Annotated in this window: 14 protein-coding genes and 1 CRISPR repeat array; of the genes, 11 read left to right on the top strand and 3 right to left on the bottom strand. The window is 45.1% G+C overall.

Annotated elements, in window-relative coordinates; genetic code table 11:
* Window positions 1-255: 255 nt before the first annotated feature.
* Complete coding sequence (locus tag AAHF22_RS12970; protein ID WP_347325442.1) at window positions 256-2,337, top strand: methyl-accepting chemotaxis protein; 2,082 nt, start codon at window positions 256-258, stop codon at window positions 2,335-2,337.
* Between the two features lie 276 nt (window positions 2,338-2,613).
* The gene (locus tag AAHF22_RS12965; RefSeq protein WP_347325441.1) at window positions 2,614-4,686 is read left to right on the top strand and encodes a methyl-accepting chemotaxis protein; all 2,073 of its coding nucleotides are present in this window, start codon (window positions 2,614-2,616) and stop codon (window positions 4,684-4,686) included.
* A gap of 362 nt (window positions 4,687-5,048) precedes the next feature.
* Here the strand turns inward: AAHF22_RS12965 and AAHF22_RS12960 are convergent, their stop codons facing one another.
* Window positions 5,049-5,306, bottom strand: coding sequence for a hypothetical protein (locus AAHF22_RS12960; protein WP_347325440.1), 258 nt, complete (start codon window positions 5,304-5,306; stop codon window positions 5,049-5,051).
* A 1-nt stretch (window position 5,307) separates the two neighbouring features.
* A complete protein-coding gene (locus AAHF22_RS12955) occupies window positions 5,308-6,501 on the bottom strand; it encodes an NAD(P)/FAD-dependent oxidoreductase (protein WP_347325439.1) in 1,194 nt (397 codons plus the stop codon).
* A 981-nt stretch (window positions 6,502-7,482) separates the two neighbouring features.
* Window positions 7,483-8,949: a CRISPR direct-repeat array (repeat unit 32 nt; unit sequence CTTTCAATCCACACTCTCGCACGGAGAGTGAC).
* A gap of 558 nt (window positions 8,950-9,507) precedes the next feature.
* On the opposite strand from AAHF22_RS12955, the gene AAHF22_RS12950 reads away from it, so the two are divergent.
* The 8 genes from AAHF22_RS12950 to AAHF22_RS12915 all read left to right on the top strand — a co-directional run bounded on the left by AAHF22_RS12950 (window position 9,508) and on the right by AAHF22_RS12915 (window position 16,004).
* Window positions 9,508-10,506 carry an NAD(P)/FAD-dependent oxidoreductase gene (locus tag AAHF22_RS12950; RefSeq protein ID WP_347325438.1) on the top strand — a complete coding sequence of 333 codons (999 nt, stop codon included), beginning with the start codon at window positions 9,508-9,510 and terminating at the stop codon, window positions 10,504-10,506.
* A gap of 721 nt (window positions 10,507-11,227) precedes the next feature.
* Window positions 11,228-11,419, top strand: coding sequence for a hypothetical protein (locus AAHF22_RS12945; protein ID WP_347325437.1), 192 nt, complete (start codon window positions 11,228-11,230; stop codon window positions 11,417-11,419).
* 25 nt (window positions 11,420-11,444) lie between these two features.
* Window positions 11,445-12,092: a TraX family protein gene (locus AAHF22_RS12940; RefSeq protein WP_347325436.1), complete on the top strand. Its 648-nt coding sequence runs from the start codon at window positions 11,445-11,447 to the stop codon at window positions 12,090-12,092.
* A 167-nt stretch (window positions 12,093-12,259) separates the two neighbouring features.
* On the top strand, window positions 12,260-12,487 hold the full coding sequence (locus tag AAHF22_RS12935; RefSeq protein ID WP_347325435.1) for a hypothetical protein: 228 nt from the start codon (window positions 12,260-12,262) through the stop codon (window positions 12,485-12,487).
* A 227-nt stretch (window positions 12,488-12,714) separates the two neighbouring features.
* A complete protein-coding gene (locus tag AAHF22_RS12930; protein WP_347325434.1) occupies window positions 12,715-13,305 on the top strand; it encodes a hypothetical protein in 591 nt (196 codons plus the stop codon).
* Between the two features lie 297 nt (window positions 13,306-13,602).
* A complete protein-coding gene (locus AAHF22_RS12925; RefSeq protein ID WP_347325433.1) occupies window positions 13,603-14,451 on the top strand; it encodes a hypothetical protein in 849 nt (282 codons plus the stop codon).
* Window positions 14,452-14,793: 342 nt separating this feature from the next.
* Window positions 14,794-15,510 carry a metallophosphoesterase family protein gene (locus AAHF22_RS12920; protein ID WP_347325432.1) on the top strand — a complete coding sequence of 239 codons (717 nt, stop codon included), beginning with the start codon at window positions 14,794-14,796 and terminating at the stop codon, window positions 15,508-15,510.
* Between the two features lie 284 nt (window positions 15,511-15,794).
* The gene (locus AAHF22_RS12915; RefSeq protein ID WP_347325431.1) at window positions 15,795-16,004 is read left to right on the top strand and encodes a hypothetical protein; all 210 of its coding nucleotides are present in this window, start codon (window positions 15,795-15,797) and stop codon (window positions 16,002-16,004) included.
* A 184-nt stretch (window positions 16,005-16,188) separates the two neighbouring features.
* On the opposite strand, the gene AAHF22_RS12910 is transcribed toward AAHF22_RS12915, so the two are convergent.
* On the bottom strand, window positions 16,189-16,551 hold the full coding sequence (locus AAHF22_RS12910; RefSeq protein WP_347325430.1) for a HesB/IscA family protein: 363 nt from the start codon (window positions 16,549-16,551) through the stop codon (window positions 16,189-16,191).
* A 460-nt stretch (window positions 16,552-17,011) separates the two neighbouring features.
* Between AAHF22_RS12910 and mqnE the strand changes: the two genes are divergently transcribed.
* Complete coding sequence (mqnE, locus tag AAHF22_RS12905) at window positions 17,012-18,118, top strand: aminofutalosine synthase MqnE (RefSeq protein ID WP_347325429.1); 1,107 nt, start codon at window positions 17,012-17,014, stop codon at window positions 18,116-18,118.
* The last annotated feature ends 62 nt before the right edge of the window (window positions 18,119-18,180 follow it).

The raw sequence follows: 18,180 nt of genomic DNA, 5'->3' as shown, positions 1-18,180 counted from the left end.
CCCTCTTGATCATCCTCCTTGCTTGCTAATATTTTGTTATCAGACATCTCTTATTCCATATCACTAAACGATCCGTAATTTCCACTTTATAGTGTATTGTAAAAAAATCATAAACTGTAAATTTTGCTCATTATTTTGTCGGAAAAAGTTAATAATTTATCGTTTTTTGACGATATAAACATCAAGCTGATGCCTGCACCGTCGCACATACACATAATCAGCAACTTAGCCGACAACAGAAAGTAGGGAATAATGATGTCATTAAAAATCAAATTGATTTTACTTGTAGTCTGTGCAGTAATTCTGATTGCGGTGCCTGTAGGTGGAGTCGCTCTATATGCGATCAAAGGTGAGGCAACTCAGTCGGTTAATAATGAACTAAAAAATACAGTCCAAACTGCGGTTAGCCAGACTCAGGGCTGGATCAATACTAACCAGAAAGTGATCGAAACGATGGGCAGCTACATTCAGGACAATATCCCATTAGATCAGGTTACTACTAAACAGCTTTCCGTATACAAAAGCGACTTTAATGACGGCAACATTTCCGATTTATATATGGGTCTGGAAAAAGGGAAACGACTGATCGATGGTAGTGGTTGGGTGCCTTATGCTGGTTATGATCTGTTTCAGCGTCCTTGGTATATTAGCGGTAAAGCCGCTAACAAACTGACCATCAATGATCCTTACCTCGATCCAAGTACGAATCAATACTCCGTTCCGATTACGATGCCAATGAAAGACGAAAATGGTAACTTTGCCGGTATTTTAGGAGAAGATATCCATCTATCCACCATTACCAAATACATTAATCAAATTAAAACACCGGGTGGCTTCAGCTTTTTGCTCGACAAAAAAGGAACGATTCTTGCCCATGCCGATACTAAATTAGTCAACAAAATGCTTAGCGAGCAAAAAGATTATAGCAGTATCGCTGCCAACATGCTTGCCAATGATTCCGGTCAATTAATATACAATTATAACGGTGATCCACAATTGCTGTATTTCCAAAAGCTTCCGGACAGCGGCTGGACGATCGCGACTTCCATTTCCGAAAAGTATGCTTTCGCTGATTATGTTTCCCTCCGTAACAATATTGCACTGATCATCATTGCACTCACGATCATCTGTATCGTACTGGCGATCATTATCGCTTCCCGTATGGTCAAACCAATTATACAGTTGAAAAAAAATGCACAATTGCTGGCTGAGGGTGATTTGACTGTACAAGCCAATGTACGGGGCAAAGACGAAATTGCACAGCTCGGCACCGCATTCAATACGATGTCCGCTTCACTACGCAATCTCATCTTAACCGTCTCCCATTCAGCGACGAACGTCAACGACGCTTCACGCAATATGTACAAAGATGCCGCTAATTCCAGCGATATTGCACGCCAAATTTCGACCGTTATCGAAGAAATTGCTCGTGGTGCTAATGAGCAAGCCGAATCGATTCAGGGCGGCGCTGAACTCGTATCCGATATGACATCTTCACTGGAGCAAGTTTCCCGTCGTGCCGGCGAAGCATCCGGCATGATCGATCAAGTGAATGAGGCGATGACACGCGGTACCGATGCGATCAATCGTCAAAATGGACTGGCTGAATCGAGTCAACAGGCAACGCATCGTGTGGAAGCGTCCAATACGCTACTCATTCAAAAGCTGGATGAGATTGCAGTCATTACTAAAGCGATTCGCGATATTAGCAGTCAGACGAACTTGCTCTCGCTCAACGCTTCCATTGAAGCGGCTCGTGCCGGCGAACATGGCCGTGGTTTTGCTGTTGTCGCAAGCGAAGTGCAGAAGCTTGCTGATCAATCCGCTCGCTCCGCCGAAGATATTAACCGTCTGCTGATCGAGCTGCAAGAAGCCGGCAAACAAAGCTCTGACGTGCTCGCGTCTTTCCGTGAAACGAATCAGCATCAGCAATCGTCGATGCAAGATACGCGTCATTCGTTTGAAGACATTCGTGAATCGGTCGATGGCATCATCTCGCGCATCTCGCTCGTGCTATCCGGCATTGAAGATGTACAAACTGGGGCGGCTCGTGTGTCTGATGTGATTACCGGACTGGCTGCCGTAGCAGAGGAAAGTGCAGCGGCAACCGAGCAAGCCGCATCTTCAACGATGGAGCAATCCGAATCGATCGGTAGCATTTCCGATTCGTCCAAAAACCTTACCGTCAGCGCAGATGTGTTGCTGCAAGAAATGGGACAATTTAAAGTAGATAGCAGTAGCATTTCATCCACTGGTACAGCTATAACAGATGCTAATACACCTGCCTCCACTTCGGTTAAACCTGTGAATACCCAAACAACTCGTCGCTCTGCTTAATTCAACCGCATCTATTTCTGTTATGTATTACTCTTCTGGAACCAATACGGCTCTATTTTTTGTATTTAGCTGTATTGGTTCTATTTTTATACTTAATTTAAGATGTGACCCATCTATCGTTAGAATAAACTAAAATTGGGAATTATTGCTTTACACTACACCAAATCAGTTAACAATTCAGCAAATTCAGACGATATAAAATTAAAGCTGATGCCGAGACTTGCACAACTAGACAAGATCAGTACTATAGCCAATGATAGAAAGAAGGGGATCATGATGTCATTAAAAATCAAACTCATTTTGCTAGTTGTTTGTGCAGTCATACTGATTGCAGTGCCTGTAGGGGGAATCGCTTTGTACGCGATTAAAGGCGAAGCTACACGATCGGTTAATAATGAGCTGCAAAGTACGGTCAAAACGGCAGTTAGCCAAACGCAAGGTTGGATCAATACGAATAAAAAAGTACTCGAAACGATGGGCACCTTTATTCAAGAAAATATCCCACTGGAAGAAGTCACAGTAAAACAGCTATCTGTCTACAAAAGTGAATTCAATGGCGGTAATATTTCCGACCTGTATATGGGCTTAGCCAACAATAAAATGGTTGATGGTAGCGGCTGGGTACCCGAAGCAGGTTATGATTTGCGTGTACGCCCGTGGTACGTCAACGGCAAAGCTGCCAACAAACTTGCAGTCAATGAACCTTATGTAGATATGATCAGTAAAAAATATTCTGTGCCGATCACGATGCCCTTGAAAGATGAAAATGGTAATTTCGCTGGTATTCTGGCGGAGGACATCTATCTGTCCACCATCACTGACTATATTAATCAAATTAAAACACCAGGCGGCTTCACACTGCTGCTTGATCAAAAAGGCACCGTCCTTGCCCATCCAGATCAAAAAGCAGTCAGCAAATCAATCGCCGAGCAAACTGATTACAGTGCCATCGCATCTTCGATGTTGTCTAACGATTCCGGCATGGTCAGCTATAACTATAAAGGCGACCCACAATTAATGTACTATCAGAAGCTACCGGATACAGGCTGGATTATTGCTACCTCTATTTCCGAAAAGTATGCTTTTGCTAATTATGTTTCCCTGCGTAACAATATTGCACTGATCATCATTGCACTTACGATCATCTGTATCGTACTGGCAATCATTATCGCTTCCCGTATCGTTAAACCGCTTATACAGCTGAAGAAAAATGCACAATTGCTGGCGGAAGGTGATCTGACTGTACAAGCCAGTGTACGAGGCAAAGACGAAATTGCTCAACTGGGTACGGCATTCAATACGATGTCTGCCTCACTGCGTAATTTGATCTTAACCGTCTCCCATTCAGCGACGAACGTCAATGATGCTTCGCGCGAGATGTACAAACATGCCGCCAATTCTGGCGATATTGCACGCCAGATTTCGACCGTTATCGAAGAAATCGCGCGCGGTGCCAATGAGCAAGCCGAATCGATTCAAGGCGGCGCTGAACTCGTATCCGATATGACGTCTTCACTGGAGCAAGTTTCCCGGCGCGCTGGCGAAGCATCCGGCATGATCGATCAAGTGAATGAGGCGATGACACGCGGTACCGATGCGATCAATCGTCAAAATGGACTGGCTGAATCGAGTCAACAGGCAACGCATCGTGTGGAAGCGTCCAATACATTACTCATTCAAAAGCTGGATGAAATTGCAGTCATTACTAAAGCGATTCGCGATATTAGCAGTCAGACGAACTTACTCTCGCTCAACGCTTCCATTGAAGCGGCTCGTGCCGGCGAATATGGCCGTGGTTTTGCTGTTGTCGCAAGCGAAGTGCAGAAGCTTGCCGATCAATCCGCTCGCTCCGCCGAAGATATTAACCGTCTGCTGATCGAGCTGCAAGAAGCCGGCAAACAAAGTTCCGACGTGCTCACATCCTTCCGTGAAACGAATCAGCATCAGCAATCGTCGATGCAAGATACTCGTCATTCGTTTGAAGACATTCGTGAATCGGTCGATGGGATCATCTCGCGCATCTCACTCGTGCTATCCGGCATTGAAGATGTACAAACCGGGGCGGCTCGTGTGTCTGATGTGATTACCGGACTGGCTGCCGTAGCAGAGGAAAGTGCAGCGGCAACCGAGCAAGCCGCATCTTCAACGATGGAGCAATCCGAATCGATCGGTAGCATTTCCGATTCGTCCAAAAACCTCACCGTTGGCGCAGATGTGCTATTGCAAGAAATCGGTCAGTTCAAAATAGACGGACCTGCGACTAGCACTGCTGATGCAGCAACAGACGTTACACCGGAACCTAATCCGCAGCAACCGACAACGACTAAAAAGATGCGTCGCTCTGCATAATGGATAGCGTGCATTGTCCCATTGTAGTGCAGGTGTAACTCATTATTGTGCTGCTTGAGTCGGTGAGCTATCAGGGTGCATTGTCGCATTGTAGTATAGTGGTAACCTTGTATACGCTCCAATTATATTTTAAAATTATCGATTACCTAAAATAATGCCACCAAAACCATCTATACAAGCATGCCATCGTATAAAATGACCGACGATTAAGCAAAAAGGCGCTCCGAATGTACATTCGGAGCGCCTTTTATTTTACTTTTTAATTTTAGATGATACCAAGCAAATGATCCAGATAAGCATCCGCTCACTTTTACCGAAAGAGCGATTCGTTCACTCCATCAGCTTGCACTCCACCAACCGCCTTAATCAGCAGATGGCAGGGAATCGTCCTGTTCGCGGGAAGAGAGGAATTCCTGCTCCTCCCGGTCGCGTGTGCGGCTTTTATCCTTGAGCCGCTCAATAGCAGGCAGGATGAGAATATCTACTTCCTTCTGAACGGTATAGGCCAGATCATAACGACCGGCATCTTCCAGAAATCCGCCAACTTCCATCAAGCCATTATAACGATCCAGCTCATCACGTGTAAGCAAACCGCGCACTTGAACGCTGCAATGTCTCATCTTACAGGAATTTACCTTTTTTCAGTGCCAGCGATACGCCGCCGATGATGAACAGCCAGCGAATATCGATTACTTTTTTCAGTTGAGCGGCTACAAAGCCTTTCAGCTTACGATCGCCCACGATACCTACGGCTTCGCCTTTACCCAGGGATGCAACTGTACCTTTGTTGTGGAAGACGAATTTCTTCGGCTGTTGACCACGGATCGAAGCCAGAATGTTTTGCGCCACAACCGGACCTTGCTGCATAGCGATCTGTGCAGTTGGAGGGTATGGACGACCTTCTGGGTTGAACATCAGCGCGCTATCACCGATGATGTAAATGTCTTCGTGACCTGGTGCACGCAGGAACTCGTCGATTTTAACGCGACCGCGCATGTTTTCGAAGCCCGCTTCTTCCACCAGACGGTTACCACGGATACCACCTGTCCATACTACTGTATTCGCAGGGATTTTTTCCAGATCGTCGCCAACGATAACACCGTCAGTCTGACATTCTTTAATCGCGATACCGATTTTGAATGTAACGCCTTTATTTTTCAGTACGTTCATTGCATACTCAACCAGTTCAGGATCGAAGCCTGGCAGTGCGGTTGGAGCTGCTTCAACGTTATAGATTTTTACAAGGGAACGATCGATACCGTGCTTGCGGCACAGCTCAGGAATACGATCTGCCAGCTCAGCTACGAACTCGATACCGGTAAAGCCCGCGCCACCTACAACAAAGCTCAGACGCTCAGGCTTCTGATCTTGTTTGTATGCTACGAATTGACCTTCGATATGCTCGCGGATTTTGCGAACCGAGTTAATGCTGCGGATCATCATTGCATTTTCCATCATACCTGGGATGCCGAATGTTTCAGGCTCGCCGCCGAGGGAGATCACGAGGTAATCGTAGGACAGTGTGCCGTCCTCCAGGATTACTTTTTTCTCTTCTGGTACGATTTTTTGGATGTTGGATTTCACCAGGTCGATTTTGAATTCATCAACCAGTTTGGAGATGGATACTTGTGCGTTATCCAGTGCATCTGTACCTGCTGCTGGCATATGCAGGTGAGTGGTGAAGTAATGATAATCATGACGGTTAACCAGTGTTACGTCAGCCTCATTATAGTTCAGTTCTTTTTGAAGACGTTGTGCTGTCATAATGCCGCCGTAACCAGCGCCCAGAATGACGATTTTTGGAATGCTACTCATGTGAATTTTCCCCTTCCAGTTTTGTTCAATTCAGCATGTATGATGCTGAATTTGAATGGATGACACATCAATGACAAACGCTTACCGGCAACGGCGAGTCGCCGTCAAGCGCAAAGCATATCTACTTCTTATTAACCATACTTCCGATACCGGCTTGCAAAAACTCCGGAAATCAGCGAAGTACAGGCTGTATTCCGGTTCATCAGGCGCTATTTGTTATTGTGAAAATATACACAACAGGGAACAAATGTATGCGCCACAACAAAGATTCTATGTTATAAGTCACATAACATTGTAACCTTTATTGCTGATTTTTTCAAAAAAATTTTGTTTTTTTTTCAAGAAAATGTTCGTTTTCTGTCACAAACCAATATCGACACATCTGAAATGATAGCGATAATTTTATAAAAGATCAAGGGGTAAAACAACTTTAATTGCTGTTGTGGTGGGAAATTGGCGATGTTTTTTGAAGGAAGCGTTTACAGGTTGCTGAAATGGGATAGTTGCTGCATGTGCGTAATGTTATTGCATGGTGGTATGGCTTAAATACGATGGAGCAGTATCGGTAAGATCGACTTGCCGAAGAAGTTTTTTTGTTTAGCTTTGGGAATCTATCGGCTTTGATGGTCTATCAGCTTTGGAAGGTACACCACTACGGTAAGGAATAAGGGGACGGACTCAGATGGAGCCGCGGGAATCTTTTGGAATTGGGAAGGAATGAAGATTCCCGCCCCTCCAAAGCAGTAAGATATTTTGCTTCGCAAAAATCACTTTTTCATTAAACCTCGTGTTAGGAAATCGCTAACACTGTAAATCGTCCTTTCCCCTTATTTCCTTCCCGGAGTGAAGTGCTGATCGCAGACGGTGTGCTTAAAGAGAGATGAAAAAAAAGGATCAGCAATGACGTTAATATAAATATTTTGTACAAAGAATGGCTCGGATAATAAGTCCATTCTACAACAAAGAAGCGGAAACGATTGCTTTTCAATCCACACTCTCACACGGAGAGTGACGGGATGGCATGCATTTCTCAAGACACAAGCACAAGGACTTTCAATCCACACTCTCGCACGGAGAGTGACAACAATGGAAACAAACGAATACATGATAACTGGCGTCTTTCAATCCACACTCTCGCACGGAGAGTGACGGGGTTCTTATGGTTGATGATAAAAGAACAATTGAAGCTTTCAATCCACACTCTCGCACGGAGAGTGACAAAGCATTTTGCAGTTGCCAAGCACGCGGTTGTACTTTCAATCCACACTCTCGCACGGAGAGTGACGACGCATACGGACTGCCTGATGTTGGTGGTTCGATCTTTCAATCCACACTCTCGCACGGAGAGTGACCGAAAAAGACGACTGACAAGAAGGAGGACACCGGCAGTCTTTCAATCCACACTCTCGCACGGAGAGTGACGCAGGCGGTTTGGTATTGGGATATCACCCTCATGGACTTTCAATCCACACTCTCGCACGGAGAGTGACAAGAAAACAGAAGCCGATTTTGATTCGGTTCAATATCTTTCAATCCACACTCTCGCACGGAGAGTGACCAAGTAAGTTCTACATGCTCAATATGCTTGGAATCTTTCAATCCACACTCTCGCACGGAGAGTGACCAAGGCTACCAAAAAAACAGGCGAAGTCATTGCAATGCTTTCAATCCACACTCTCGCACGGAGAGTGACTTCTGATGTCAGAGGTGCTTTTCATACGCTTAAACTTTCAATCCACACTCTCGCACGGAGAGTGACATACATCGAAACTCTTCTTCACCTCAGCGGTTAACTCCTTTCAATCCACACTCTCGCACGGAGAGTGACAACAAGGTAGAGGTAAAAGCAACGTCACCAAAGACTTTCAATCCACACTCTCGCACGGAGAGTGACCAAGTGTGAGCGGTGTATTCGCGTTAGATGCCTGACGCTTTCAATCCACACTCTCGCACGGAGAGTGACTTTTGGGATTTAAACCTTTATTTTTCTTCTCATTAAACTTTCAATCCACACTCTCGCACGGAGAGTGACTTTAATTTTGATCAGTCTCGGAATGGAGGCTTAATTTTTTCTTTCAATCCACACTCTCGCACGGAGAGTGACATTCGTGAACTATCCACTAAAGTCCAGCAATCCACTTTCAATCCACACTCTCGCACGGAGAGTGACGATCAGACCGACCGGTTAATTGAGGGCGTTAACGATACTCTTTCAATCCACACTCTCGCACGGAGAGTGACAATCTCCCTTGCCGCGAACAGTCATTGATCCATTCATCTTTCAATCCACACTCTCGCACGGAGAGTGACTCTCTATACAAAGTCTCATTACTGTATGCTCCATAACCCTTTCAATCCACACTCTCGCACGGAGAGTGACACTATTTCGTTTCCGGACAACTATTCTATATCACTACTTTCAATCCACACTCTCGCACGGAGAGTGACTGCACCCGTTCCCACCCCTTATACAGCAAGGAAAAAACGGTCTAAAATCGCGAACCTCTTTTTTAGACTACTGAAAATGGTGACAAAAGACAACCAAAATCGTGCAATCCCTTACGTAGCAAGGAGCGCGAACCTCCCAGGGATTTTATGTGAGCTTGGGGTTCGCGCTTTTTGAGTTTGTCTGGGGTGCAGTAGACAGCATGCTTTAGTAGGAAAATGGCATGTATAAGCGTTGCTTGTTGCTTATTGCAGCGTTCGTTTATAATGCTTATCCTTTTACGTTTATAGTACCTTCTCTCGCTATAATATAGATGAATAGGCAGTCACAAAATGTTCATTTTTACAATGTATCATTCAATTTGTGACAACTATATTCGCTTTTTCTCCAAATTTTCTTACTTTGAAAATATAATTAGCTACACGTATAATGAATACTGACTGGTGCCACATTTGTAACGCAATGCACAATATGTACTTATATTAAAAAAAGACAATACAGCATGTTCGCGATTTCGCTGCTTGCATATTGCAACCATCATACTTTGGAGGTGTACCACGGTGACATCTACATCCACCGGAGAACGTACAGATATTATTATTATTGGCGGAGGACCTGCGGGCATGTTTGCTGCTTTTTATGGCGGTATGCGTCAGGCGTCCGTGAAATTGATCGAGAGCATGCCACAGCTTGGCGGACAGCTCGCTGCGCTGTATCCTGAAAAATACATTTATGATGTAGCCGGGTTTCCGAAAGTTACTGCTCAAGAGTTGGTAAACAATCTGCATCAGCAGATGAACCATTTTGATACCGATATTCTTTTAGAAGAAAAGGTATTGAACGTAGAAAAGAAAGGCGATCGTCATTTTGTCGTAACGACAGACAAAGGCGTGCATGAAGGTAAAGCGGTCATCATTACGGCTGGCGTAGGTGCATTTGAGCCACGTCGTCTGGAACTGGAAAATGCTGCTCAATATGAGAAGCAAAATTTGCACTATTTTGTAAGCGATCTGAGCCGTTTTGCTGGTCGCAAAGTTCTGATTAGCGGTGGGGGCGATTCCGCGGTAGACTGGGCGCTTATGCTGGAGCCAATCGCAGCAGAAGTTACACTCATCCACCGTCGCGATAAATTCCGCGCGCATGAGCACAGTGTGGAGAACTTGCTCGCTTCCAGCGTGAAGATCATTACACCAACCGAAATTACCAAGCTGCACGGTGGCGAACAGATCGAGCGCGTTACGCTAAGCGATGTAAAAACAAAGGAAACACAAGAAATCGAAGTAGACGATGTGATTATCAATTTCGGCTTCCTCTCCTCTCTCGGCCCGATTGCCGAATGGGGCATTAACATTGAAAAGAACTCTATCCTCGTTGACTCCCGTATGGAGACGAATGTGGAAGGTATTTTCGCTGCTGGCGATATTACAACCTATCCAGGCAAGCTGAAACTGATCGCCGTTGGCTTTGGTGAAGCACCGACTGCGATCAACAATGCCAAAGTATACGTTGATCCAGATGCCAAACTGTCCCCTGGACATAGCAGCAACTTGAAAATGTAGTTCAATTTATCCTTTTAACTTGCAAGTAAAAAGCCGCGAACCGTCATCCTGGACGGACGATACAGCGGCTTTGCTGATCGACCCGATGCATCCGAGCTGTATGATCCCAAGTGACCAGCAGCTCGGATGCTTTTTTTATGGACAGCTACTTTACGTATACTTATAGCTATGCTATGTCCATTGATACATAAAGCTGTAACCAAGCACGCGAAGTTGCCAAATTGTTCAACTTTTATGCGTTAAAGAACGACACTTTTGTCGTATAGTAAAGGGAAGTGGAAGCTACCGCTCTAACAAGGGCGTTATTTTGCTATTACAAAAATCACTATGATGGAATAGTGTAGCAGTAGATCACTAAAATTGTACTTGATCTACTATTACTCGATCTAATATCCTGATCATATTACATGTAAATGTTCATATGGTGTAGCAGAGATACGTTCATGCTGTGATGCAGCCATAGTTTGCAGCAGATGGAGTGGATCGGATGTTCTATCCGAATTGTTCACCGTATTTATACCTTGACCACGTTATATGTACATGTTGATGCTGTACAGCAAAGATGAATTCATGTAGTGATATCGATACATGTTTCACAACATGGGTTACATCAATTTAGAATTTGAGTAGGTTTGAGTGCGTTAACGTATGAAGTTGTGTATGTAAATGCGTATGGATATAAGCCGCACGAAACGTTTATTTCAAAAAGGAGGTTAACCCTTTGAGTATTGGTGTATATTTTGCGCTCCGGTTTGTCATTTCACTGATTTTGCTTGTGATCGGTGCAATGATGATCATACTGGGCAGAAAGTTTTTTAAAGAAGCGAGAAAAGGCGCTGCGATTGGCTTTATTATTTTCGGCCTGCTTGTTATTTCACTGGCAATTCGCGGAATTCTGCTGAATTTTGCCTGAATGAGCTTATTGGAGGTGCAGCCCATTGCAATGGATTGCCATGATCACCATGCTGATCGATCATCTCGGCTATGCCTTTTTTAGCGATGAACGCTATTTGCGAGTAATTGGACGAATCGCGTTTCCGATCTATTGCTACCTGCTCGTTGTCGGTTACCAGCGTACACGTAATGTGCAGAAGTATACGGTGCGACTATTGTTAATCGCTATGCTGTCCCAATTTCCGTTTATGTATGCGTTCAACATTTCCAATCTGAATGTGGTGTTTACGTTGTTATTCGGGCTGCTGCTCATGATCGCGATCGATCGCATCCCGCGCCAATGGATGATTTTGTCCGTTATGCTTGCGTTTGCAGTCGCACTAGGTGCCGAGGTGCTACATACGGATTATGGTGCATACGGTATCGCACTCATTCTCATTTTCCGTTACGCGCCGGGCTATTGGGCGGTGCTGCTTCATCTGGTGCTGAATATTTTGTTCCAGCTGGGCGGATTCAATAGCTCACTCCAGAGCTTTAGCATTGTGGCGACATTACTGATTGCGATCCAACAATCCGCTCTGGATACGCTGCGCTTACCGCGTGCTCCATCCTGGCTATGGAGAGCCTTTTACCCGGCACATTTAGCGATAATTGCGCTGATTGTGCAAGGAATACGCTACGGTTATTTGTAATGGGATCGGTTTAGAACCGCTTCCAGTGGAATGAAAATGAATATTTGTCTACTTTTTCGATTTTTTGTTTAAAAAGCTATCGCCAGATAGATAAGCATGGAGTATAATCTTTACCGGAACAATTCCGCCGGGCCAAGGCGGTTTTAAATATAGGAAGGGGCTCCTCCATGAAATCGAACAAAAAACACACGTTGACTGAAGACATTCATTTTTTTACAGCCGGGTTGTCGGGTAACCTCATTACCGTCTGGCAGGAAGATCCTGCTGGCGTATATTGTGAGATCGGACGCGGTTACGTAGAAGCCTACACAAGCAAGTATGTGCGTGTACGCAATCTGCAATCCGGAACGAAAAGTTTGTACAGTCGCGATGTAACGATGTTTCAAACGGACTGATTTCTTGTTCACCTTGAAATTGCTGTGAGACACACTCCTCAGCAGCATAATCATGTTAAAGCTAGCCCTCATCCAACTGCGAACCGATGCAGGTGGGTGAGGGCTTTTTGCTGTGTTCAAGTGGTCGCTTGCTTGATTCACAGATTGTTCATGTAACGTCGCTATACTGTAAAGCGTAAGACCGCTACTTTTAACTATACATCACCTATTTCAGGAGGAACTCCATGATGAAAACAAGTAAGATGATGACAGGAATCGCTCTTTCCGCTGCTTTGCTGACTGGCTCGTTTACTACTGCTTTCGCTACAGCCCAGGCTGCCGCCGTGAAAGCAGCGCCAACCAAGTCAAACACGACCACGGCGCAAACGTCCGCAAACGATAACCGTGTGATCATCGCCAAAATCAAATCGATCAGCAGCGGCAAACTGGTCGTCTATACATCAAGCACCCAGCCGGATATACCTACTGGTGCGGAAGGCACAACCGTTCCTAAAGCAGGCGAAGCACCGCCAAGCGGACAGGCACCTACTCCCCCTCCAGCTGGTGAAGCCGCAGCCAATGCAGGTGGACAACCACCCGCAATAAACACATTTAGCTCGTCGGCAACGACATTGACTACAACCCGTGCTACAACCGTCGTCAGTGTGAGTCATGTCGCCGGCGCAACGAAAGCAACAGAAACGAAAAAATCACTTGCTTCGCTCAAAGCAGGCGATATTGTCTTTATTACACTCGTTTCTGGCAGCACCTCACAGATTAGCAGAATCGAGTTAATGACCACTCCAACCGCAGCTAAGACTACAGCTTCAAGCAAATAACCGCTACAGATAAACGATATAAGCAATATATAAAAAGTCACCGAATGATCTGCATCGGTGACTTTTTATATATTTTAAATTTTAAAAATATCTTTTTTTATTTTCTTTGAATACCGCATAGTGACGCGGATTACGACAGATAAAAGAGCATTAACGCGCGTTGAAATTTCATTTTTTAAGGATTTGTTCATATAGAGTTCATATTGAATGTCTACACTCGCTATCGAACAGGCAAACACGATCTGTTCAGCACAGGTAACATTAAAACCGGCAATTATTATAAGGAGGAATATTTTTATGAAAAACACATGGAAAGTACTCTCCAGCACCGCATTCTCAGCTGTCTTGTTGGCAGGTACGATAACAGCATCCACTCATGTATTCGCAGACGCAGCAAGTGATGAGACAACAACAGGAACTACAACACAACAAAGTACAACAAAGTCCAGTCCGAATGTACAATCGAATAAAGGCACAGCTAACGGTACAGCCGCTCAGCTTCCAGCCCCTCCAGCAGGCGGACCGGGAACAGGCGCACTTCCTGCTCCACCTGCGCCTCCAGCTCCACCGGCAGATGGTCGTGATCATGCACACGGTAAAGTGACAGCGATCAGCGGCAATACGATTACGATTGAGAAACCACCCGCACCTGGTGCAGGTCCAGGCCCTGACGGCATCAAAGGCAAAAAAGCAAGCAAACGCAGCACGGTAACTAATAACACGTATTCCAACAGCAACAATAGCTCTTCGGTTGCTCAAAATACGTATGGTCAAACCGTCAGCTTTACGATCGGTAGCTCCATCAAAATCGTTAAAGTGAGTGATAGCCCGGGCACAGGCAGAACGGAAAAGACCATTTCCCTGTCTGATATCCAGGTTGGCGATCATGTAGATCTGGCGCTGGAACAAAACACGCAAAACGTAACGGCGGTTGAAGTGCATACGCCACCTACACCTCCGGCTGATGGACAAACGCCTCCGGCTCCTCCAGCACCAGGTGAAGCTCCACCAGCACCTCCAACACCACCTACAGGTACGGATGCGCCACCAGCACCTCCGACTCCGCCAGCAACATCTTCCGGTTCTTCGTCTTCCAGCACAGGAACATCGGGAGCAGCAAGCTCATCTGAATCTTCCGGCTCCTAAGTACGGATATACGGATGAGATCGAGCTAGCATACAAAGTCGGATACCGAGCTTAATCCGTGTCGTGGGGCTTTGATGAACGATAGAATCATCGCCCTATCCAAACTAACCGAAGCCACCGAATCGCATGCCACGCGATCCGGTGGCTTTTTATAATGTTCATCATCAATTATCCGTGCATTTCTTTTTGTCATCGATCCGTCATGCGGTGTATAAATAAATCATATACCGTGCGGATGAACAACACATGAATACTTTCTGCCCAAAATGCAGTTGAAGATATGATATGATAGCTAGAACACATACATGTTTCAAACTGTTCACGCTAAAGGAGGAATCTTCCATGAAACGACGCACTCTGGCCATTAGCGATATCCACGGCGAAATCGATTTGCTGAATCGGCTGCTGGATGAAACTGGCTATACGCCCGAGCACGATCAGCTTGTGCTACTGGGGGATTATGTAGATCGTGGACAGGATGCAAGAGAGACGCTGGAGCGGGTCATAGCGCTTGTCCATGAAGGGGCAGTCGCATTGCTTGGCAATCATGAAGATCTGATGCTGACGGCGCTCACAAGCGGCCGTGAATCGGACTGGAATCGTTGGCTCAAAGTGAATGGCGGCCTTGCTACGTTACAAAGCTATGGCTTCACCTCAGAGCAGCTCATTACCCTTTCCGGCGAAGACTTTCAATTGCCTGATCTGCATTGCGAAACACTGGATCGTCATCTGGAATTTATTCGTAGTCTAAAGCTATATTATGAGACAGACGACTATCTGTTTGTACACGCTGGTATCGAGCCAGGCAAGCCGGTATCAGAATGCTCCAGAAGACAGCTGATCTGGATTCGAGAAGCATTCCATAACGATTATGATGGCGAAAAATTCGTTGTGTTCGGTCATACGCCGACCTTTTATCTGTACAAGGATAATACGCGCTTTGATATCTTTTATGGAATCAATCGTATTATCGGGATTGATGGTGGCGCTGTATACGGGGGTCAGTTGAATGCGCTGGATGTGACGAACGGCATCGCCTATTCGGTACGCCCTACATGACCTTACTTGAATAAGATTTATCCTTAAGCGGTTTTCATAGTTAGTTTTTAGTTAGTTTTTAGTTAGTTTTTAGTTAGTTTTTAGTTAGTTTTTAGTTGGTTTTTAGTTAGTTTTTATAATTATTAAGTTCATGCTGGTAGTATATGTATGCGATGTGAACATGGTAGCGTAACTACGGCTATGATCACATGGCGTGCTGTAGATTTGTAATTGAGGTTCCTTTTCTTTTAAAATAAGAAGTAACGAGCAACCGCTCCATACGATGTACCGTCAAGGAGGCACACATGAACGGAAGTACAGAACGAAAATTAACGACTAACGTCCATTTCTTCGCAGCCGCGCTGTTTCAAACACGTGTGTATGCCTGGCAGCCTGGCTTTAGCGTCGAGCACGGTGTTATTGAGCGTATCGGTCACGACTACATAGCTCTGCGCAATGAACAGGGCGATCTGACCTTTTATGAGCGACAACAAACGATTTTTGTGAATAAATAAGCTGACTGTATAGACAATTTAATTCAGTTCAATTCAACATAGTATAAAAAAACAAAGCACAGACATTGGCAATCCGCCGCCATGTTCTGCGCTTTGTTCGTTTTCATTCATCATGAACGTTCATGATCCATCTTCTTTTTATCCTTTGCTGACATCTAAGCACGTCTGTAAAGGAATGCTGCCATTAATCCTCGCAAGGTTGTGCCAGTGCTTCATCTTCTTCACGCGTACGGAAAGAAGCTCCACAACCACAGGTTACCAGCGCATTCGGGTTAAAAATCGTAAATCCGCCGGACAGACCCGATTCCTCGTAATCGATCTCAACACCATTCAAATATTTCATATCGTCCTTCGTCATAACCACTTTCATATCTTGAATCGTCATATATACATCCTGATCGGTTTCCTCACTGTCAAAGCCCATTGCATATGAAAATCCGCTGCATCCGCCCGCATTTACACCTACGCGGACAAACAGGCCGGGAATATCCTGCGCAGCCATAATTTCTTTCATTCGTTCTGCTGCTGGTTCGCTAATTGTAATCATTCCAATTCCCTCCTTTTCCCTTTCCATTATACTCCTATCGTCAAAGCTGCTCAAGGCTCTAAAGAAACGGAAAATCCCCCATTTTTTAAGCAATTGTGTTGCCCGTGTCACATGAGAGGTTTATAATGGGTAAGTGAACAATGACATGAAATGTCGAATTTCCGTCATAAACAATTACGTTTTTAGCCTTATTTGCCGTTGTAACTTTTTTCACATTTTATTGCTAATATGGATGACTTCTTATGTATATTGTTGTATATTGGATAATGGACGTTTTTTTAAAGTTTAAATAACTGTGTCGAAAACTGTAACGAATCACAGATGAAATGATGTCCTATGTATTTTTTCTATTATTCAATTGGCTCAAATTGGTGTAAGACAGGACAAGAGTGTCTTATAAGATTGGCATACCACATATAGAAGTAAGATAGAGGCGTCAAGGAGAACAGGAGGAATCTGCATGTCCACCATTATTACACCGCATACAGACACACGTATGGCTGAAATTATTCATAAGGTGCGTTCCGGTGAACGTTTGTCACTTGAAGACGGCGTTTATTTATATGAAAGTGATGATATTTTGACGATTGGCCAGCTTGCCAATGAAGCAAACCTGCGCAAGAATGGCAAAAAGGTATATTTTATCGAAAATATGAGCCTGTACTTTACGAATGTATGTGAAGCACACTGTGCATTTTGCAACTTCCGTAAAGATCAAGGGGAAGAAGGTTCCTACACGCTAAGCGGTCCTGAAATGGTCGAATACGTGAAGCAGCATATTCATCCAGGTGTGCGCGAGTTCCATATCGTGGGCGGACACAACAATCATGTACCGTTCCAGTATTATGTCGATTCACTCAAAGCATTGAATGAAGCCTTCCCTGAAGTGACACTCAAAGCTTATACTGCCGCAGAGATCGACTTCTTCACTCGCATTAGCGGAATGAATGTCAAAGAAGTGCTGGTCAAGCTGCGCGAAGCAGGTCTGCAATCGTTGACAGGTGGCGGCGCCGAGATTCTGTCGGATGAATACCGCAAAAAAATGCGTGTGAACAAAGCGAATGTTGACCGCTATCTGGAAGTTCACCGCACGGCTCATGAGCTGGGCATGCGTACACACACGACGATGCTGTACGGCTCGATCGAGACATACGAAGATCGTGTGCAGCACATGATCCAAATTCGCGAATTGCAGGATGAAACGAATGGCTTCCAGGTGTTTATTCCACTGTCCATGCAACCGAAAAGTAAAAATGCCAGCATTATGCGTCGTAACTCCGCTTACGAAGACCTTAAGACGATTGCGATCAGTCGCCTGATGCTTGACAATATCGATCATATTAAAGCGTACTTTATTAATATCGGTACCCAGCTGACCCAAATGGCGCTGACTTTTGGCGCTTCGGACGTGCACGGCACGATTCTGAAAGAGAAGATCAGCCACGCTGCGGGTGCACTCACACCGGAAGGCTTGACCCGTAAAGAGCTTGTATGGCTCGTGAAGGGCGCTGGCCGCATCCCGGTTGAACGGGACACCTTCTATAACGAAATCAAAGTATACGAATAAGCAGACCGGCGACAGTCCTTGCGACTGCCGCCGTTAAACTGCGCCCGTGTCACTTTGCTTTT

Source organism: Paenibacillus wenxiniae, from assembly GCF_039822605.1.
GTDB classification, from domain to species: domain Bacteria; phylum Bacillota; class Bacilli; order Paenibacillales; family Paenibacillaceae; genus Saccharibacillus; species Saccharibacillus wenxiniae.
Note: the sequence above shows the minus strand (reverse complement) of the source record. Positions and strands in the feature narration are given on the sequence as shown.